At 45.1% G+C, this 20,297-nt stretch carries 11 protein-coding genes, 6 tRNA genes and 2 rRNA genes; 16 read left to right on the top strand and 3 right to left on the bottom strand.

All coding sequences use genetic code 11. The features are described from left to right. Positions 1–15 precede the first annotated feature (15 nt). Positions 16–1,350 carry a Na+/H+ antiporter NhaC family protein gene (locus FSC11_RS02895; protein WP_163165051.1) on the bottom strand — a complete coding sequence of 445 codons (1,335 nt, stop codon included), beginning with the start codon at positions 1,348–1,350 and terminating at the stop codon, positions 16–18. A gap of 367 nt (positions 1,351–1,717) precedes the next feature. Between FSC11_RS02895 and trpA the strand changes: the two genes are divergently transcribed. Genes trpA through FSC11_RS02915 form a run of 4 tightly spaced genes read left to right on the top strand, consistent with a single transcriptional unit; the run spans position 1,718 to position 5,725 of the window. Further along, entirely contained in the window at positions 1,718–2,521 is an 804-nt protein-coding gene (gene trpA, locus FSC11_RS02900; RefSeq protein ID WP_004816131.1) for a tryptophan synthase subunit alpha, read from the top strand. Further along, positions 2,518–3,414 (top strand): acetyl-CoA carboxylase, carboxyltransferase subunit beta, encoded by an 897-nt coding sequence (gene accD / locus FSC11_RS02905; RefSeq protein ID WP_004816134.1) that lies wholly within the window; start codon positions 2,518–2,520, stop codon positions 3,412–3,414. The genes trpA and accD overlap by 4 nt, the downstream gene beginning before the upstream one ends. After that, positions 3,411–4,697, top strand: coding sequence for a bifunctional tetrahydrofolate synthase/dihydrofolate synthase (gene folC, locus FSC11_RS02910; protein WP_163165053.1), 1,287 nt, complete (start codon positions 3,411–3,413; stop codon positions 4,695–4,697). Before accD ends, folC begins: the two co-directional genes overlap by 4 nt. Then, positions 4,694–5,725 (top strand): SPOR domain-containing protein, encoded by a 1,032-nt coding sequence (locus FSC11_RS02915; RefSeq protein ID WP_163165055.1) that lies wholly within the window; start codon positions 4,694–4,696, stop codon positions 5,723–5,725. The genes folC and FSC11_RS02915 overlap by 4 nt, the downstream gene beginning before the upstream one ends. Before the next feature lie 12 nt (positions 5,726–5,737). On the opposite strand, the gene FSC11_RS02920 is transcribed toward FSC11_RS02915, so the two are convergent. Both FSC11_RS02920 and FSC11_RS02925 read right to left on the bottom strand, forming a co-directional pair. Further along, positions 5,738–6,319 carry a dual specificity protein phosphatase family protein gene (locus FSC11_RS02920; protein ID WP_171521695.1) on the bottom strand — a complete coding sequence of 194 codons (582 nt, stop codon included), beginning with the start codon at positions 6,317–6,319 and terminating at the stop codon, positions 5,738–5,740. 418 nt (positions 6,320–6,737) lie between these two features. After that, entirely contained in the window at positions 6,738–7,373 is a 636-nt protein-coding gene (locus FSC11_RS02925; protein ID WP_163165059.1) for a peroxiredoxin, read from the bottom strand. Positions 7,374–7,695: 322 nt separating this feature from the next. On the opposite strand from FSC11_RS02925, the gene secA reads away from it, so the two are divergent. From secA to FSC11_RS02985, 12 genes are all read left to right on the top strand, one after another. After that, positions 7,696–10,422: a preprotein translocase subunit SecA gene (secA, locus tag FSC11_RS02930; protein WP_163165061.1), complete on the top strand. Its 2,727-nt coding sequence runs from the start codon at positions 7,696–7,698 to the stop codon at positions 10,420–10,422. 135 nt (positions 10,423–10,557) lie between these two features. Further along, the gene (locus FSC11_RS02935) at positions 10,558–10,911 is read left to right on the top strand and encodes a hypothetical protein (protein ID WP_163165063.1); all 354 of its coding nucleotides are present in this window, start codon (positions 10,558–10,560) and stop codon (positions 10,909–10,911) included. 155 nt (positions 10,912–11,066) lie between these two features. Next, the gene (gene argJ, locus FSC11_RS02940) at positions 11,067–12,287 is read left to right on the top strand and encodes a bifunctional glutamate N-acetyltransferase/amino-acid acetyltransferase ArgJ (RefSeq protein WP_103800872.1); all 1,221 of its coding nucleotides are present in this window, start codon (positions 11,067–11,069) and stop codon (positions 12,285–12,287) included. 160 nt (positions 12,288–12,447) lie between these two features. Then, positions 12,448–13,515 carry a quinolinate synthase NadA gene (nadA, locus tag FSC11_RS02945; RefSeq protein ID WP_163165065.1) on the top strand — a complete coding sequence of 356 codons (1,068 nt, stop codon included), beginning with the start codon at positions 12,448–12,450 and terminating at the stop codon, positions 13,513–13,515. A gap of 153 nt (positions 13,516–13,668) precedes the next feature. Beyond that, positions 13,669–13,745, top strand: a tRNA-Pro gene (locus FSC11_RS02950). 35 nt (positions 13,746–13,780) lie between these two features. Next, positions 13,781–13,857 (top strand) — tRNA-Arg (locus FSC11_RS02955). Positions 13,858–13,891: 34 nt separating this feature from the next. Then, a tRNA-His gene (locus FSC11_RS02960) sits at positions 13,892–13,967 on the top strand. Between the two features lie 17 nt (positions 13,968–13,984). Then, positions 13,985–14,061: transfer RNA gene (locus tag FSC11_RS02965), tRNA-Pro, on the top strand. A 974-nt stretch (positions 14,062–15,035) separates the two neighbouring features. Further along, positions 15,036–16,573, top strand: a 16S ribosomal RNA gene (locus FSC11_RS02970). Between the two features lie 61 nt (positions 16,574–16,634). Further along, a tRNA-Ile gene (locus tag FSC11_RS02975) sits at positions 16,635–16,711 on the top strand. A 65-nt stretch (positions 16,712–16,776) separates the two neighbouring features. Continuing rightward, positions 16,777–16,852: transfer RNA gene (locus tag FSC11_RS02980), tRNA-Ala, on the top strand. Between the two features lie 449 nt (positions 16,853–17,301). Beyond that, positions 17,302–20,195: ribosomal RNA gene (locus FSC11_RS02985) — 23S ribosomal RNA — on the top strand. The 16S and 23S rRNA genes sit together here with 2 tRNA genes alongside, the layout of an rRNA operon. The last annotated feature ends 102 nt before the right edge of the window (positions 20,196–20,297 follow it).

The raw sequence follows: 20,297 nt of genomic DNA on the forward strand, positions 1-20,297 counted from the left end.
TTTTACTTTTACTGCTTAAGCATTTGCTTTGAGTCGGGGAAACCTAAACGCAATTGCCAGTACTGCAAAGATCGCCAGAATCCAGCAATAATAAACGCCACCAATCAATTCTACCGGAGACAGCTTGGCAATCGAACAGGCCAGCAATAGCTGTGCGCCGTAAGGAATTAGGCCTTGAACTACACAAGAGAAAATATCCATCAAGGCAGCAGACCGTTTTGGATCAACGCCATATTCTTTTGCCACTTCACGTGCCATATCACCAGACAAGATGATCGCCACGGTATTATTGGCCACAAACAGGTTTGAGAAAATTACCAGAAAACTGATACCAATTTCACCGGCACGTTGACGGCCAACTTTAAATAAACGCGTTAGCGCATAGATCCGTTCGATCAGCCAGCGTAAACCGCCTTCACGTTGCATGATGGCGGACAAACCACCGAGAAACATCGACAGCAAAGCGACTTCGAACATCCCGACAAAACCATCATAGATTGAATTATTCAGTTTAAGTAGGTCAAACTCTGATGTCGCGAACAGACCAAATAAGCCCGATAGCAATACGCCAATTGCCAAGACCGCAAGTACATGCAGACGACTAAAGGCCAAGACAAAAACCGCAATATAAGGCAGGACTAATAGCCAGTTAAAGTCCTTATATTCCACGCCGCTTGTTGTGCTGGTGTGAAAGAAATAAATCGCAATAGTGACAATTGATGCCGGTACCGCAATCCAGACATTGACCCGGAACTTGTCCCGTAACTGGACTTTCTGGCTGCTAGTCGCTGCAATCGTAGTATCCGAGATCATCGACAGGTTATCACCAAACATCGCACCACCGACAACAGCACCAATGGCATGAATCACGGTAATATCTGTGGCTTGAGTAAAGCCAAAGGCAATCGGTGCACAGGCAGCAATCGTTCCCATTGAGGTACCCATTGCAGTTGCAATGAATGCCGAAATAATAAATAGCATCGGCAAGACAAATTCTGGTGGAATCACCGATAGACCCATTTGCACGGTGGCATCGACACTGCCAATGGCACTGCTGACACTGGCAAATGCCCCCGCCAGCATAAACACCATGAACATCAGAATCAGGTTAGGATGGCTGGCACCCTTAAGAAATTCTTCAATGCCCTGGTTGAGTTTGCCGCGATACACTAATGCAGCCAAGATAATCGCAGGCAGGGCAGCAACAGGCGCTTTCACCTGATAGAACGCGAACTCGGTTCCAATCATGGTGTGATAAATCCCGCTGCCTAAAAAGATTGTTAAAAATACAATAAGCGGCAACAGTGCAATGGCCCGTGCCTGCACTGTAGCTTCTGAATCAGTCTGCATAGGAGATAGAAAAGTAAAAAAGTGCACGTAGTATAAAGCAGGTTTTGCAATTTCAGAAAACTTTAAATATATGCGCTAACACCTGTGTTTTTATTCAATTTTTAGTGATAAAAATAAGTTTATCTAAACATTCAATATTTTACAGAATAGCGAAATTAGTCATCTTTGATCATTGAGAAAAAAATCAAAATATTCGTAAATACTGTCTTTCGGGTTGTTCTGAAATCTTCGCGCAGGAAATGAAATACAATACCGCTTCGCTGTGTACTGTTCAATGAACAAAAAATAGCGTTACAATGCGGTGTCTTGTATTTCTACAATAGTCAACGCTTCAAGTTTGAAAACACGTTAAGGAACGCACAACCCTATGTCACGTTTAGCCACACGATTTGGACAACTTAAATCTCAACAGCGTAAAGCTTTAGTTTCTTATGTTATGGCTGGTGACCCGCATCCTGAGGTGACTGTACCTCTGCTCCATCAAATGGTAGATGCCGGTGTCGATGTGATTGAACTGGGTCTTCCATTTTCAGATCCGATGGCTGATGGTCCCGTGATTGCACTTGCTGCTGAACGCGCACTTGCAGGCGGAACCAATACCCTGAATGCTCTGGAAATGGTGAAAGAGTTTCGTCAGAAAGATAACGAAACTCCAGTGGTTCTGATGGGTTATTTAAACCCTGTTGAAGTGATTGGCTATGAAAAGTTCGTGGCTTATGCTCATGAATGTGGAGTCGATGGTGTACTTTTAGTGGATTTGCCACCTGAAGAAGCAGATGATTTGAAAATCGTATTGCAAAAATACGAGATGGATCAAATCTTCCTGCTGGCGCCAACTTCAACCGATGCCCGTATTCAGCACGTGGTAAAACAGGCCAGCGGCTTTATTTACTATGTGTCACTAAAAGGGGTGACCGGTGCAGCAACTTTAGATGTATCTGAAGCTGCCGCTCGCATTCAGAAAATTAAGACCGAGACAGATGTTCCTGTTGGCGTTGGTTTTGGTATCAGTGATGCTGCATCTGCGAAAGCGATGGGTGTTGCTGCCGATGCAGTGATTGTAGGAAGTGCGTTCGTGAAGCAGTTTGCAACGCTCGCGCCAGAACAAGCCGTTGTCGAAACGGTGAATAAAGTCAAGGAGCTTCGAGCAGCGCTCGATGAGTTAGTATGAGTCAACCAGTCAAATCAGGCAAAATTCTGAGCCCATCGACCCCATGGACGGAACGTACAGTTCCAGGTATTGATGTTCCTGATGAGCAAACCGCGCTTAAGGCGACGTTTACTGAGCCAACGATTGAGTGTCCAGAATGTCATGCTTTGGTGACACGTACCGCGATGTCATTTAATGCCTATGTTTGTCCACAATGTGATGAACATCTGAGAATGAAGGCACGTGACCGTCTGAACTGGTTCTTTGACCAGGTACAGACAGAAATGGGTCAGGAATTTAAGGCAAAAGATCCATTAAAATTTGTCGACAGCAAAGCCTATCCAGACCGCATGTCGGAAGCGCAGAAAAAAACTGGCGAAACTGAAGCCTTAGTTGTGATGCAAGGTCAGCTGAAAGGCGTAGCAATGATTGCAACTGCTTTTGAATTTGATTTCATGGGCGGTTCAATGGGTACTGTAGTGGGTGACCGTTTTGTGCAAGCTGCTGAACGTGCGATTGAACTGCAACAGCCATTGATCTGTTTTGCCGCTTCAGGTGGAGCACGTATGCAGGAAGGCATGTTGTCTTTGATGCAGATGGCTCGTACATCAGCGGCGATCCAGCGTCTGAAGGAAGCAGGTCTGCCATATGTAGTCGTGCTTACCCATCCGGTTTATGGTGGTGTAACTGCATCTCTAGCTATGTTAGGTGATGTGCATATTGCTGAACCGAAAGCAATGATCGGTTTTGCGGGTAAACGTGTCATCGAACAAACAGTACGTGAAAAGCTGGAAGAACCTTTCCAACGTGCAGAATATTTGCTTGATCATGGTGTGATCGACCAAATTGTTCACCGTCATGCATTACGTGATACAGTCTATCGTATTGTCACGAAATTGATGAATTTGCCTTGAACACAGCAGCACCTTTAGCAACAGATTCTTTAGATACATGGCTCGATTATTGGAGCCATGTTCACGTTACGGGTATTGATTTAGGTCTGGAGCGGGTCCTTCCAGTCGCTGAAAAGCTGGGCGTTACACAGCCTGAAGCCAAAGTGCTGACCGTTGCTGGAACCAATGGCAAAGGTTCGACCACGACCACCTTGGCCGCCATTCTAAATGCACAAGGTTTGAGGGTGGGTCTGTATCAATCCCCGCATGTGTATCGCTTTAATGAGCGCGTCAAACTACGCGGTATTGAAGTTGAAGATCAGTTGTTGATAGATGCTTTTGTTGAAGTTGATCAGGCTCGCCGCGAATGTGGTTTGAGCCTGTCTTTCTTTGAAGCAACCACACTGGCGGCCTTTGTTATTTTTAAAAATGAAGCGTGTGATGTATGGGTGCTGGAAGTAGGGTTGGGTGGTCGTCTGGACGTGGTCAATGTCGTCAATCCAGACGTTGCAGTGATTACCAATATTGGTCTGGATCATACCGACTGGCTCGGTGATACCATTGAAAAAATTGCCTTTGAAAAAGCCGGCATTATCCGCCCAAATATTCCGGTGGTTTTTGGCGGACAGCAGGACATTCCTCAAGCGATTTTAGATAAGGCTGCCGAATGTACAGCGCTGTTATATGTCATCAATCGTGATTATTTTTACGAAGCCTTTGAAGATGGTGAATCCTGGGGTTTTGCATCTTCCGGGACAACATTGAAACTTCCGACAGGTTCATTGGCATTGGATAATATCTCGACAGCTGTTGCAGCAATTCTGGTGAGTGGTCTGGAAGTCAGTCAGGAAGCCATTGCACAAGGAATTCAGACGGCAAAATTGCCAGGTCGTTTTGAGATTCGTGAAATTGCAAATAAAACTGTGATATTTGATGCCGGGCATAATCCGCATGGAGTCGAATTCCTGTTAAAACAGTTAAGTCACTATTTAAATCATCATTCACAGATTTCGGAAGTGGTCTGTGTTTTTTCGATGTTAGGTGATAAAGATATAAATTCTGTAGTCGGGTTATTGAAAGACAGTATCCGATTATGGAAAATTGCACCGTTAAATGTTCCACGTGCAGCAGAGCTGTCGGTATTGACTGATGCTTTAGCTGGGCAAGCGGTGGAAACCTATAACAATGTTAAATTAGCTTTTCAATCAGCGCTGGATGAAACGAATAATAATCAGCTGATCTTGGTGTGTGGTTCATTTCATACGTTAGAAGCGGTATGGGAGTATTTGGAAGAATGTCAATGAATAACAAACAACGCTGGATGGGAGGCGTTGTTTTATTAGGTGGTGGTGTTTTATTGGCAGCATTACTCCTGAAAGGCAAAGCAGAAATTGATCATCATAGTGTGAATGTGCCGGAACAGCCGGCTCAGGTGGAAAGTCGGGATGTAGGTGGTCCGAGTTCATTGACGGTAGATGTGGAAACTGAAAAACGTCTTCTGGAGCAGCAGCGCCGTGACCGTGAAAAGGCCGTGGCTGAGCAGGAAGCACGTGCAGCAGAATTCCTGGCGATGCAACAGCAGGCTGAAGCGGATGCAGCACGTAAGGCGGCTGAAGAATATGCTGCCCTAAATGCACACCGTATGGGCCAGCAAAGCTCAGACAATATTCCGCCAGAACTGGTAGAAGATGAACAGGCCAAACAGAAACGTTTAGCCGAAGACAAAGCGGCCGCGCAAAAAAAGCTTGAGCAGCAGAATTTAACCCAGCAGCAAGATTCTTCTGATGCTGTGAAGAAAGAAGCTGAACGTAAAGCTGCAGAGGAAAAGCGCAAGGCAGAGGAGCGTAAAGCGGCTGAGAAGAAAGAAGCTGAGCGCAAGGCTGCTGAAGAAAAACGTAAGGCGGAAGAAAAGCGTAAAGCCGAACAGCAGAAAGCAGAAGAACAGCGTAAAGCGGCTGAGAAGAAAGAGGCTGAACAAAAAGCTGCCGAAGAGAAACGTAAGGCTGAGGAAAAACGTAAAGCTGAAGAAGCCAAGAAAAAGGCCGAAGCTGAAAAAGCACGTAAGTTGCTGGAAGGCGAAGATGACAAGCAGTGGATGGTTCAGGTGGCACTGGCTGCCAATGAAGCCAATGCTGATGCGATTGCAGCAAAACTGCGTGCCAAAGGCTATAAGGTGACCAAGAGCCCAACTTCAAAAGGAATACGGATTATGGTGGGTCCATCGAAAGACCGTGAAGCAGCTGATGCGATCCGTAAGAAAATCGCCTCTGATGCCAGTCTGAACATGAAATCAGCCTGGGTTAACGATTGGGTACCTTTAGATAAACGTTAATTTAAGTCTGCTTTAAACAGATGGATCCTTGAGTTGCTCTCGGATCCATTTTACATTTTCAGGAGTAAATAATTTTTCAATATTGCGCCAGATACTATGAAAACCATAACCGCCATGTTTCATTTCTTTTACCGCATTATCAATACTCCAGTTCTGAAAAATAATCCGGTACATGGCTACACTGGCACCGGTACGATCAGAACCGTGATAGCAGTGTAATAATACCTTTTCATTATTTTGCCGTGTCTGCTGAATCAGCTGCATCACCTTGAGTAAATCTTCACTTTGCATAGCCCAGGTATGAATGGGTATATGTCTCAGCTTTAGATTTTCATTGTCGAGTATTTCCGAATCTTTATCACGTGAACGCAGGTTAATGACCACATCAATGTCATACTGTTTCAACAAAGGCTTCAGTTCATGGCTGGGCTGTTCACTGCGATAGAGTTCATTACTAATCTGATAGAAATTATATTGTTGATGAATTTCCTGTCCCCAATGCGCAGGACGCTGATATTCTGGCAAGGCAGGTGTAGTCATACAGCCAGCTAAGGCAAAGATAGAAACAATAACAAACGAATAATAATTTTTCATGGTGCTCTGAATTGTAGTTTTAATCACTATTTTAAACAGAATAAAACTTTTCACAAAGAAAAAGCCTGTCTGAAGACAGGCTTAATAGGAAGCTTGATAACCCGGCTCGTCAATGGGTTTTAATCAAAACATGGAAATGAATATTTATGATTTTGACTATCTTCACTTCCATGGTGGAGAGTTGATTACAGCTTAATTTTAGTTTAATGAGCAACTCGGCTTTAGTTTACCGCTTGAAGCATGGCTTCTCGTCTTCTTGCGGAATATATTCCTCAGGACGGAGCAGTACTTTCTTTTAATACTACGCGCTTCGCTTGTCTTGAAAAAAACTAAAGCAGTGCTTTAGTCTTAACTCGAAGCATAGCTTCTCGTCTTCTTGCGGAATATTCCTCAGGGCAAGGCAGTGCCTTGCTGATTCTCACTCAGGCTGGGGCGTTAAACGCAGGTAAGGAGTTACTGCCTTATAACCTTTAGGGAAGCGCTGTTTGATTTCTTCCTCGTCTTTCAGTGACGGAACAATCACTACATCATCGCCCTGTTGCCAGTTTGCAGGTGTTGCCACTTTATGGTTATCAGTCAACTGAAGTGAATCTACCACACGTAGAATTTCGTGGAAGTTACGACCAGTCGATGCGGGGTAAGTGATGATCAGACGCACTTTCTTGTTCGGATCAATGATCACCAGAGAACGTACGGTCAGTGTTTCACTGGCATTCGGATGAATGAAATCATATAGGGTAGACACCTTACGGTCCTGATCTGCAATGATCGGAAAATTCACGCTGGTATTTTGAGTTTCATTAATGTCTTTGATCCAGCCATGATGTGAATCCACATCATCTACGGATAAGGCGATAGCTTTTACACCACGCTTTTCAAATTCATCTTTAAGCTTTGCGGTAAAGCCAAGTTCAGTGGTACATACTGGCGTATAATCCGCTGGATGCGAGAACAGAATGCCCCAGCTATCACCTAAAAAGTCATAGAAATTAATTAGACCTTCGCTTGATTGTTGTTCAAAGTTCGGTGCGGTATCGCCTAAACGTAAAGTCATGATATGTGCCTCAAAATTCTGTTATTGGTTTGGATAAAACTAATATGAACCAGTTTTTTTATAATTAAAAATAGTGTTTTTAGCTTTTCTTATGAGCAAAAGTGCATAAAGATAAAATCCATCTATCTGCTTTTGAATCAAACAGCCATGCATTTTACTATATTGCGTGTTCAAAATTTGCTACATTACGTTGCCTTAGATCTCCGGGCTGGAAGCTGGAATAAGGTTTTTTTATTAAAACCCTTGTAGTTCAAATTTCTAGCACCATAATAAACGACTAAGAACATATTCATTTGACAAGCAAGATTTAGAGAGTCTATTCATGTTGGCAAGTCTGATCGGAGGAATCTTCGGTACCAAAAATGAGCGCGAACTCAAACGCATGCGTAAAATCGTAGACAAGATTAATGCGCTCGAGCCGACGATATCAGCCCTAAGCGATGCAGACTTATCTGCAAAAACTGAAGAATTCAAACAACGATATAATAACGGCGAAAGTCTAGATAAATTACTCCCTGAAGCGTTTGCGGTCTGCCGTGAAGCAGGTAAACGTATTATGGGAATGCGTCATTACGACGTACAGCTGATCGGTGGTATTACCCTGCATGAAGGCAAAATTGCCGAGATGCGTACCGGTGAAGGTAAAACCCTAATGGGTACCTTGGCCTGTTATCTGAATGCTTTAAGTGGTCAGGGCGTACATGTCATTACTGTGAACGATTACCTGGCACAGCGTGATGCTGAGTTAAACCGTCCATTATTCGAATTCTTGGGTTTGAGCATTGGTATCATTTACTCCATGCAAAACCCGGCAGAAAAAGCTGAAGCTTATAAAGCCGATATCACGTACGGTACCAATAACGAATTCGGTTTTGACTATCTGCGTGACAACATGGTGTTCTCGCTGGCAGAGAAAAAGCAGCGTGGTCTGACTTATGCGATTATCGATGAGGTCGATTCGATCCTGATCGATGAAGCACGTACACCATTGATCATTTCTGGTCAAAGTGAAGACTCTTCTCAGCTTTATTCTGCAATCAATAGCATTCCACCAAAATTACATCCGCAAAAAGAAGAGAAAGTGCCGGATGGCGGTCATTTCTGGATTGATGAAAAACAGCGTTCTGTAGAAATCACCGAAACCGGTTTTGAATTTGTTGAAAATGAACTGATTTCTATGGGTTTGCTAGCTGAAGGCGAGAGTCTGTATTCAGCATCTAACCTGAATCTTGTGCATCACGTGACTGCGGCAATTCGTGCGCATTACCTGTATCAACGCAATGTGCATTACATCATCCATGAAGGTGAAGTCATCATTGTTGATGAGAACACTGGTCGTACCATGCCGGGCCGTCGCTGGTCTGAAGGCCTGCATCAAGCAGTAGAAGCGAAAGAGGGCCTGGAAATCCAGCCTGAAAACCAGACGCTTGCAACGACAACTTTCCAGAACTATTTCCGTCTTTATAAAAAACTGTCTGGTATGACCGGTACAGCGGATACTGAAGCTGCGGAAATGAAAGAAATTTATGGTCTGGATGTGGTGCTGATTCCAACCCACCGTCCAATGATCCGTAATGACCAGAATGACTTGATCTACCTGAATCGTGAAGGTAAATACAACGCGATTATTCAGGAGATTCAACGTGTTCATGAAGCTGGTGTAGCACCGATTCTAATTGGTACTGCGACTATCGAAGCTTCTGAAATTCTTTCTGACAAATTGCGAGAAGCGGGCATTCAGCACGAAGTTCTGAATGCAAAACAGCACGAACGTGAAGCAGATATTATTGCCCAAGCTGGTGCACCACGTGCAGTAACCATTGCAACAAACATGGCAGGTCGTGGTACCGATATTTTGCTGGGCGGTAACTGGAAAGCCAAACTCGCTAAAATTGAAAATCCAACAGCTGAAGATGAAGCTCGCTTGAAAGCTGAATGGGAAGAGAACCATGAAGCCGTATTGGCATCAGGTGGCTTGCATATTATTGGTTCTGAGCGTCACGAATCGCGTCGTATCGATAACCAGTTGCGTGGTCGTGCTGGTCGTCAAGGCGACCCGGGTGTATCCCGTTTCTATCTGTCACTTGAAGATGACTTGATGCGTATCTTCGCAGGTGACCGTATCATTGCCATGATGCGTGCCATGGGTCTGCAAGAAGATGAAGCGATTGAGCACAAGATGGTATCGCGCTCAATTGAAAATGCACAGCGTAAAGTTGAAGCGCGTAACTTTGATATTCGTAAAAACCTGTTGAAATACGATGACGTAAATAACGAACAGCGTAAGATCATTTATTCTCAACGTGATGATATTCTGGCTGAAAGCTCGCTACAAGATTACATCGAAGAAATGATCCGCGATGTCATGAAAGGCATGATTGCGAACTATGTTCCGCCAGAATCTATTCATGACCAGTGGGATATTGAAGGTCTAGAACAGGCATTGAAGGAAGACCTGAACTTCGAATTACCAGTAGGTCAATGGTTAGAACAGGACCGTCGTCTGGATGAAGAAGGTCTGGTTGAACGTATTACCGATGAAGTGATTAATCGCTACCGCGAACGTCGTGAACAGATGGGTGCTGAATCGGCAGCGACTTTGGAACGTCACTTCCTGTTGAATTCTCTGGATCGTCATTGGAAAGAGCATCTGGCTGCGATGGATTACCTGCGTCAAGGTATTCATCTACGTGGTTATGCACAGAAAAATCCGGAACAGGAATACAAGAAAGAAGCCTACAACCTGTTTGTGAATATGCTGGGTGTGATTAAATCTGATGTGGTAATGGACCTGTCCCGTATCCATGTACCAACTGCTGAAGAACTGGCTGAGATGGAAGCACAGCAACAGGCTCAGGCTGAAGCAATGCGTATCCAGTTGTCTCATCAGGAATTTGACAGTCTGCTGGAAGGTGGGGAAGAAGATCATACCCTGCAAAATGCCAATACAACTTCAGTTGCACCGGTATTTGAAGCGCCTGCAAGCCGTAATGCACCGTGTCCATGTGGTTCAGGTCTGAAATACAAACAGTGTCACGGTAAAATTTAAGTGATATAAAAAATCAGAGCTCCAGGGCTCTGATTTTTTTATGTGAAAAAGTTTTTCAAAAGCACATTTTGAATTGCAGTCCATAACATTAAGTGTTATTTAGTTGCTCATTGGACATCAAATTGCGGACAGACAATGAAAAAAGTATTACAACCGTTGATGATTGCTGCTTTGGCAATCCCTACATTGAGTTTTGCAGCTTCAGAAACCACAACTGTAGATAAAGTCAAACAAGCCATTGGCCCAACGACTGCACCTGTTCAGGTAGATGCAAGCGGTCAGGTGACTGTGGAAAGCCCTCGTACAGGTATCCGTTATACCTTTGCCAATCCGAACCGTCCGATCGTACTACAAACTGCTGCAATTACTGCTGCCAATGCAGCCAATGCTGATCGTATTGTGGCATCTAATCCGGCATTGTCCGCGACTAGTCAGCAACAGGCGAAACAAGCATTGCTAAATGAAGCTGCCCAGCTGGCAAAAAACTAAGTTTTGCTGAGCTTAATAAAACCAGTCACTATGACTGGTTTTTTTATTGTGAAAAACCATAAGAAAAGTGAGCGTCTATCAGGCTTTGGCTCGATTTTTTGTCTCAGATCAACTAAGCTGTATTTTTCTAAAACTTCAATATTGGACATTTTAAAATGGCAGTTGGTGACGTATCTATGCCACAGATGCATGTGGTGAAAGGGGTAAAAATTGGTTCGGCAGAAGCGTATGTGCGCTATCAGAACCGACGTGACCTGGTGATATTTGAACTGGCTGAAGGCTCCAATGTTGCAGGTGTATTTACCCAAAATGCTTTTTGTGCAGCACCGGTTCATGTGTCTAAGGCACATTTGACAGTAGGCAATCCACGTTATTTAGTGATTAATACGGGTAATGCAAATGCTGGTACAGGCCCAACCGGTATGGCAAATGCAGAAGCAACTTGTGCAAAGCTTGCTGAGATTGCTGGCGTAAAACCAGAGGAAGTACTTCCATTCTCAACAGGTGTGATTGGTGAGCAACTACCAATGGAGCGCCTATTGAGCGGTTTACAGCCAGCACTAGACTCATTGCGTGATGATGCATGGGTAGATGCAGCGACAGGGATTATGACCACAGACACCACACCAAAAGGTGCTTCTGAACAGTTCGAAATAGATGGCATCACCTATACCATGACTGGTATTTCTAAAGGTGCGGGCATGATTCGTCCGAATATGGCGACCATGTTAGGGTATGTAGCCACCGATGCACCGATTAGCCGTGAACTGGTTCAACAGTTGCTATCTACAACAGTGAACGTGTCATTCAACCGTATTACTATTGATGGTGATACTTCAACCAATGACTCTTGTATTTTTATTGCGACTGGACAGGCGGGCGGTGTTGAAATCAGCTCTACTGAAGATCCACGTTATGCAGTAGTTCTTGAAGTACTTGCACGTACCATGAAACGTTTGGCTCAATTGATCGTACGTGATGGTGAAGGCGCGACCAAATTTATCACTGTGGCAGTTGAGGGTGGGGCGAATACACAAGAATGTTGTGATATTGCCTATAGTATTGCCCATTCTCCGCTGGTGAAAACAGCGATCTTTGCTTCTGATCCAAACTGGGGGCGTATCCTGGCTGCGATTGGTTATGCTGGTGTGGCAAACTTAGACGTTGCAAAAATTCAGGTTTGGTTAGATGATGTACAAATCTGTAAAGATGGTGGTGCAGCGGCAGATTACACGGAAGAAGCTGGTGCGCGAGTGATGTCTCAGGCAGAAATGACTATTCGTGTTGACCTTGGACGAGGTACAGCGAAAGATACGGTTTATACCTGTGACCTGTCTTATGACTATGTCCGAATCAATGCGGACTATCGTTCATAATGCTGATTTAATTCAAAAGCCTCCGTCTGGAGGCTTTTTTATACTTTTAAAATTTTTATTGAATGGTCAAAAAAAGGCATATTGCCAAAACTGACCGGTATGTGATGTAGGGTGGATGTCTGGCGTAAGGCAGGCATATAGGAAAAGAGAAGATGTTGTTATGAATGATGCAACCAAACTGATAGCCAATGAAGCTAAATCAATCGTGCAGGCACATTTGGACCGCCTGGGTGAGACGAAAGAGCATCAGTTAAGTGAACAGGCCAAGCAGGAAAAGTTTGCACAGATCCAGGCAGAGCTTAAAAAGCGTGATGCTGTACTGGTCGCACATTATTACTGCGATCCTGAAGTTCAGGAACTGGCAGAACTCACCGGTGGTTGTGTGTCTGATTCATTGGAAATGGCTCGTTTTGGTCGCGATCATCCAGCGTCTACTTTGGTCGTCGCTGGTGTAAAATTTATGGGGGAAACTTCAAAAATTTTATCACCGAATAAAACTGTACTTATGCCAACATTGGAAGCGACCTGTTCACTGGATCTCGGCTGTCCTGTCGATGAATTTACCAAGTTTTGCGATGCTCATCCTGATCATACTGTAGTGGTTTACGCCAATACTTCGGCAGCTGTAAAAGCACGTGCGGACTGGGTGGTGACGTCAAGCTGTGCAGTAGAAATTATCGAGCATTTAGATAGCTTAGGTGAAAAAATCATTTGGGCGCCAGATCAGCATCTTGGTCGTTATATTCAAAAGAAAACCGGTGCCGATATGTTGCTATGGGATGGTGCGTGCATTGTGCATGAAGAATTCCGGTCACGTGGCATTGCCAATATGAAAGCGTTGTATCCAGATGCTGCGGTACTGGTACATCCTGAATCCCCTATGTCTGTAGTTGAAATTGCAGATGCTGTTGGAAGTACCTCGCAACTCATTAAAGCTGCTCAGACTTTGCCTAATGAGCGACTAATTGTGGCAACAGATCGCGGTATATTCTACAAAATGCAGCAGGCGGTACCGGACAAGATCCTGATTGAAGCACCAACTGCTGGCGAGGGAGCTACCTGCCGCTCATGTGCGCATTGTCCTTGGATGGCGATGAATGAACTTGATGGTATTCTGCATGTGTTGCAACATGGTGATCAGGAAATTCATGTCAATCCTGCTTTGGCAGAACGGGCAAAATTACCACTTGACCGGATGTTGGACTTTAGTGCCAGTCTAAAACGTTAGGATTTGTATAAAAAATGTCTGAAATGCTTGATAAATATACGCTTGAAGCGATTTTTTGATTTTTTTTAAATATAGGTGTTGACGTCTTTGGGCGTCGCGCCTAGAATGCACACCGTACCAAGCGATAAGCTTGATACGAAAGCTGAGATGAATCGGAGCATAGCACAGCCTGGTAGTGCACCTGGTTTGGGACCAGGGGGTCGTAGGTTCGAATCCTACTGCTCCGACCAATTCTTCAAGGCGGATGATAAGTATCATCGGTAAAGCGCTTGTAGCTCAGTTGGATAGAGCATCCGCCTTCTAAGCGGATGGTCACAGGTTCGAATCCTGTCAGGCGCGCCATTTGGTTGCCTGGTATTTTAGAATCAAAATGATGGTGGATGTAGCTCAGTTGGTAGAGCCCTGGATTGTGATTCCAGTTGTCGCGGGTTCGAATCCCGTCATTCACCCCAACTTTTAAAGTTGAAATCGGAGCATAGCACAGCCTGGTAGTGCACCTGGTTTGGGACCAGGGGGTCGTAGGTTCGAATCCTACTGCTCCGACCATCTCCTTAAAGATGGTCGAGATAAAAGATACCGCGTTAAGCGGTTTTTTTATGCCTGAAATTTAATAATTCAAATCAAATTAGAATGAGTTCTTAAATTACTTCTCAATTAGATTACTTATTTCTTTAAATATTCTGCTTTGTATATTGTCTGACTTTACTGAGATAACTTTGCTTTCGTCTGATGTGATCACTGATTGGTGGTCCAATAATATAACCATAAGTAATAACGATGCTGAAACCATTATTGCGACACTACTTATTGAAAATAACGAGCTTGAAGTAATTATCTATATTTCGCTAAAAGATATTTATCGGGGTTTTTCTTGAGGATATGTTTTAAAAGTATGAAAAATTATTTTTTGAAATGATAAGAATGAGCGGCTGCTAAAATAAAAGATAATGAATATTTAAATAAAAATTATATGAAGAGTAATCAGTTTATATGCAGATTTAGAAAGGTAATGAAGCTTTTTATAAGAAAAACAAAGAAAATATTAAGTAACGTGCCTGATTCTGTACCATTTTTAATCAAAAGATAGAGAAAAACTGGTTTTTTGTAGAATAAATAAACAGACGGTGGTTTTTGTTGAAAAAGGGGGTTGCACGTGGAGTGAAATACTGTAGAATGCACATCCATCGGCGGTGATGAAGATTAAAACTTCTGATAAAACAGTGACTTAGCATAGAGTGGTTGAGTTGGGTTTTAGAAAGAAAGTTTAAAAATTGTTTTCATTACTAGTTGACTTTCTGAAAAGAAAGCGTAATATAGCCGACCTAGCTTGATGCTGACGAAGTATTAAGAAGATCATTAAGAGATTATGAAGAACAACTTGTGTGGATTTTTACTGGTTGATTGATCGAAATTATTTTCATTGATTGAATGGTAGAAATTACTCGAAGTTTATTTGAGAAATGAATGTCAGAAAATTGATGAGCCAGATTTGGTGTTTTGAATAAAGCACTATTGATTTTAAACTGAAGAGTTTGATCATGGCTCAGATTGAACGCTGGCGGCAGGCTTAACACATGCAAGTCGAGCGGGGAAAGGTAGCTTGCTACTGGACCTAGCGGCGGACGGGTGAGTAATGCTTAGGAATCTGCCTATTAGTGGGGGACAACATTCCGAAAGGAATGCTAATACCGCATACGCCCTACGGGGGAAAGCAGGGGATCTTCGGACCTTGCGCTAATAGATGAGCCTAAGTCGGATTAGCTAGTTGGTGGGGTAAAGGCCTACCAAGGCGACGATCTGTAGCGGGTCTGAGAGGATGATCCGCCACACTGGGACTGAGACACGGCCCAGACTCCTACGGGAGGCAGCAGTGGGGAATATTGGACAATGGGCGGAAGCCTGATCCAGCCATGCCGCGTGTGTGAAGAAGGCCTTTTGGTTGTAAAGCACTTTAAGCGAGGAGGAGGCTCCTTTAGTTAATACCTAAAGTGAGTGGACGTTACTCGCAGAATAAGCACCGGCTAACTCTGTGCCAGCAGCCGCGGTAATACAGAGGGTGCGAGCGTTAATCGGATTTACTGGGCGTAAAGCGTGCGTAGGCGGCTTTTTAAGTCGGATGTGAAATCCCTGAGCTTAACTTAGGAATTGCATTCGATACTGGAAAGCTAGAGTATGGGAGAGGATGGTAGAATTCCAGGTGTAGCGGTGAAATGCGTAGAGATCTGGAGGAATACCGATGGCGAAGGCAGCCATCTGGCCTAATACTGACGCTGAGGTACGAAAGCATGGGGAGCAAACAGGATTAGATACCCTGGTAGTCCATGCCGTAAACGATGTCTACTAGCCGTTGGGGCCTTTGAGGCTTTAGTGGCGCAGCTAACGCGATAAGTAGACCGCCTGGGGAGTACGGTCGCAAGACTAAAACTCAAATGAATTGACGGGGGCCCGCACAAGCGGTGGAGCATGTGGTTTAATTCGATGCAACGCGAAGAACCTTACCTGGCCTTGACATACTAAGAACTTTCCAGAGATGGATTGGTGCCTTCGGGAACTTAGATACAGGTGCTGCATGGCTGTCGTCAGCTCGTGTCGTGAGATGTTGGGTTAAGTCCCGCAACGAGCGCAACCCTTTTCCTTATTTGCCAGCGGGTAATGCCGGGAACTTTAAGGATACTGCCAGTGACAAACTGGAGGAAGGCGGGGACGACGTCAAGTCATCATGGCCCTTACGGCCAGGGCTACACACGTGCTACAATGGTCGGTACAAAGGGTTGCTACCTCGCGAGAGGATGCTAATCTCAAAAAGCCGATCGTAGTCCGGATCGCAGTCTGCAACTCGACTGCGTGAAGTCGGAATCGCTAGTAATCGCGGATCAGAATGCCGCGGTGAATACGTTCCCGGGCCTTGTACACACCGCCCGTCACACCATGGGAGTTTGTTGCACCAGAAGTAGGTAGTCTAACCGCAAGGAGGACGCTTACCACGGTGTGGCCGATGACTGGGGTGAAGTCGTAACAAGGTAGCCGTAGGGGAACCTGCGGCTGGATCACCTCCTTAACGAAAGATTGACGATTGGTAAGAATCCACAACAAGTTGTTCTTCATGACGATGTATCTGAGGGTCTGTAGCTCAGTTGGTTAGAGCACACGCTTGATAAGCGTGGGGTCACAAGTTCAAGTCTTGTCAGACCCACCACTACTGACGAAGCAAGCAATTGCAGAGTAAAACAGAAGATCAGAACATTGACTTATTGATAAGCTGGGGACTTAGCTTAGTTGGTAGAGCGCCTGCTTTGCACGCAGGAGGTCAGGAGTTCGACTCTCCTAGTCTCCACCAAATTTCAAGACAAGAAAAGCATGCTTTTCCTTGAAATTTAAGCAAGAAGCTACGCTTCGCGCAGTTGAAAGACTACGTAGTAAGCAAACGAACTGATAGCTTATAGAGCTTAGTGATTAAGTTGCGTATAATGCGCGGCATTGTTATTAAGCTCTGTGATTTATCGCAGTTGACTGTAGTCCGACGAGGATACAGTGAATCATTAACAGAATATATTTGAGTTGAAATAATTTGTTCAAACTCGTTTTAAACAACCTAACAAGCAATTGTGAAAGTTGGATGAAATGAGTTCTAGCGATTAAACTGAATCAAGCGTTTTGGTATATGAATCTAATTGAAGCTGTACGGTGCTTAAGTGCACGAAACTCTAACTGTGAGAAAGGCTAGTTTACTAGTTGATCTTGTTGTTAATCTTACTTGTAAGGATTAACGACTGTTTGGGGTTGTATAGTCAAGTAATTAAGTGCATGTGGTGGATGCCTTGGCAGTCAGAGGCGAAGAAAGACGTGATAGCCTGCGAAAAGCTCCGGGGAGGCGGCAAATATCCTGTGATCCGGAGATGTCTGAATGGGGAAACCCACCTGGTATAAGCCAGGTATCGTATGATGAATACATAGTCATACGAGGCGAACGGAGGGAAGTGAAACATCTCAGTACCTCTAGGAAAAGAAATCAATTGAGATTCCCTCAGTAGCGGCGAGCGAACGGGGAACAGCCCATTAAGTCATATCAGTTTTAGTGGAATGCTCTGGGAAGTGCAACCATAGTGGGTGATAGTCCTGTACACGAAAGGGCTGATATGATGATGTCGAGTAGGGCGAGGCACGTGAAACCTTGTCTGAATATGGGGGGACCATCCTCCAAGGCTAAATACTCCTGACTGACCGATAGTGAACCAGTACCGTGAGGGAAAGGCGAAAAGAACCCCTGTGAGGGGAGTGAAATAGATCCTGAAACCGCATGCATACAAGCAGTGGGAGCCAACTTGTTTGGTGACTGCGTACCTTTTGTATAATGGGTCAGCGACTTATATTCAGTAGCAAGGTTAACCGTATAGGGGAGCCGTAGGGAAACCGAGTCTTAATAGGGCGTTTAGTTGCTGGGTATAGACCCGAAACCGGGTGATCTATCCATGAGCAGGTTGAAGGTTAGGTAACACTGACTGGAGGACCGAACCCACTGTCGTTGAAAAGCCAGGGGATGACTTGTGGATAGGGGTGAAAGGCTAATCAAACTCGGTGATAGCTGGTTCTCCCCGAAAGCTATTTAGGTAGCGCCTCGGACGAATACCATTGGGGGTAGAGCACTGTTTCGGCTAGGGGGTCATCCCGACTTACCAAACCGATGCAAACTCCGAATACCAATGAGTACTATCCGGGAGACAGACTGCGGGTGCTAACGTCCGTAGTCAAGAGGAAAACAATCCAGACCGCCAGCTAAGGCCCCTAAATTATAGTTAAGTGGGAAACGATGTGGGAAGGCATAGACAGCTAGGAGGTTGGCTTAGAAGCAGCCACCCTTTAAAGAAAGCGTAATAGCTCACTAGTCGAGTCGGCCTGCGCGGAAGATGTAACGGGGCTAAAACTATATGCCGAAGCTGCGGATTTACACATTAGTGTAAGTGGTAGGGGAGCGTTCTGTAAGCCGATGAAGGTGGATTGAGAAGTCTGCTGGAGGTATCAGAAGTGCGAATGCTGACGTGAGTAACGACAAAGCGGGTGAAAAACCCGCTCGCTGAAAGACCAAGGGTTCCAGTCCAACGTTAATCGGGGCTGGGTGAGTCGACCCCTAAGGCGAGGCCGAGAGGCGTAGTCGATGGGAAATTGGTTAATATTCCAATACTTCTGTTTAATGCGATGAGAGGACGGAGAAGGTTAAGTCAGCCTGGCGTTGGTTGTCCAGGTGGAAGGTTGTAGGCATGTATCTTAGGCAAATCCGGGGTACTCTATGCTGAGAACTGATAGCAAGCTGTACTTGTACAGTGAAGTGGCTGATACCATACTTCCAGGAAAAGTCTCTAAGCTTCAGTTAAACAGGAATCGTACCCGAAACCGACACAGGTGGTCAGGTCGAGTAGACCAAAGCGCTTGAGAGAACTCTGCTGAAGGAACTAGGCAAAATGGTACCGTAACTTCGGGAGAAGGTACGCTGCCGGCGGTGATAGGACTTGCTCCTTGAGCTGTTGGCAGCCTCAGAAACCAGGCCCCTGCAACTGTTTATTAAAAACATAGCACTCTGCAAACACGAAAGTGGACGTATAGGGTGTGATGCCTGCCCGGTGCTGGAAGGTTAATTGATGTGGTTAGCGCAAGCGAAGCTATTGATCGAAGCCCCAGTAAACGGCGGCCGTAACTATAACGGTCCTAAGGTAGCGAAATTCCTTGTCGGGTAAGTTCCGACCTGCACGAATGGCATAATGATGGGGGCGCTGTCTCCAGCAGAGGCTCAGTGAAATCGAAATCGCCGTGAAGATGCGGTGTACCCGCGGCTAGACGGAAAGACCCCGTGAACCTTTACTGCAGCTTGACATTGAACTTTGATCTTACTTGTGTAGGATAGGTGGGAGGCTTTGAAGTCGCGACGCTAGTTGCGATGGAGCCGTCCTTGAAATACCACCCTGGTAATATTGAGGTTCTAACTCTGTCCCGTTATCCGGGACGAGGACCATGTCTGGTGGGTAGTTTGACTGGGGCGGTCTCCTCCTAAAGAGTAACGGAGGAGTACGAAGGTGCGCTCAGCGTGGTCGGAAATCACGCGTAGAGTATAAAGGCAAAAGCGCGCTTAACTGCGAGACCCACAAGTCGAGCAGGTACGAAAGTAGGTCTTAGTGATCCGGTGGTTCTGTATGGAAGGGCCATCGCTCAACGGATAAAAGGTACTCTGGGGATAACAGGCTGATACCGCCCAAGAGTTCATATCGACGGCGGTGTTTGGCACCTCGATGTCGGCTCATCTCATCCTGGGGCTGAAGCAGGTCCCAAGGGTATGGCTGTTCGCCATTTAAAGAGGTACGCGAGCTGGGTTTAGAACGTCGTGAGACAGTTCGGTCCCTATCTACCGTGGGCGCTGGAAATTTGAGAGGATCTGCTCCTAGTACGAGAGGACCAGAGTGGACGAACCTCTGGTGTACCGGTTGTGACGCCAGTCGCATCGCCGGGTAGCTATGTTCGGAAGGGATAACCGCTGAAAGCATCTAAGCGGGAAGCCTACCTCAAGATAAGATTTCCCTGTGACTTTATGTCACCTAAAGAGCCGTTGAAGACTACGACGTTGATAGGTTGGATGTGGAAGCATAGTGATATGTGAAGCTGACCAATACTAATTGCTCGTGAGGCTTGACTATACAACACCCAAACAGTTGTTGTATAACGCTCAATTGATTCGATATTAAGCAAAGTAACTTGATTTAGTTAACGCTTAAGAACAAAATATACAACTCAAGTAT

The sequence above is a fragment of the Acinetobacter schindleri genome (genome assembly GCF_010918895.1).
Classification (GTDB): domain Bacteria; phylum Pseudomonadota; class Gammaproteobacteria; order Pseudomonadales; family Moraxellaceae; genus Acinetobacter; species Acinetobacter schindleri.

Excerpts from the sequence above, each read along its gene's own strand:
- FSC11_RS02895 (WP_163165051.1), bottom strand. The coding sequence starts at position 1,350 with ATGCAGACTGATTCAGAAGCTACAGTGCAGGCACGGGCCATTGCACTG.
- trpA (WP_004816131.1), top strand. The coding sequence starts at position 1,718 with ATGTCACGTTTAGCCACACGATTTGGACAACTTAAATCTCAACAGCGT.
- accD (WP_004816134.1), top strand. The coding sequence starts at position 2,518 with ATGAGTCAACCAGTCAAATCAGGCAAAATTCTGAGCCCATCGACCCCA.
- FSC11_RS02915 (WP_163165055.1), top strand. The coding sequence starts at position 4,694 with ATGAATAACAAACAACGCTGGATGGGAGGCGTTGTTTTATTAGGTGGT.
- FSC11_RS02920 (WP_171521695.1), bottom strand. The coding sequence starts at position 6,319 with ATGAAAAATTATTATTCGTTTGTTATTGTTTCTATCTTTGCCTTAGCT.
- FSC11_RS02925 (WP_163165059.1), bottom strand. The coding sequence starts at position 7,373 with ATGACTTTACGTTTAGGCGATACCGCACCGAACTTTGAACAACAATCA.
- secA (WP_163165061.1), top strand. The coding sequence starts at position 7,696 with ATGTTGGCAAGTCTGATCGGAGGAATCTTCGGTACCAAAAATGAGCGC.
- FSC11_RS02935 (WP_163165063.1), top strand. The coding sequence starts at position 10,558 with ATGAAAAAAGTATTACAACCGTTGATGATTGCTGCTTTGGCAATCCCT.
- argJ (WP_103800872.1), top strand. The coding sequence starts at position 11,067 with ATGGCAGTTGGTGACGTATCTATGCCACAGATGCATGTGGTGAAAGGG.
- nadA (WP_163165065.1), top strand. The coding sequence starts at position 12,448 with ATGAATGATGCAACCAAACTGATAGCCAATGAAGCTAAATCAATCGTG.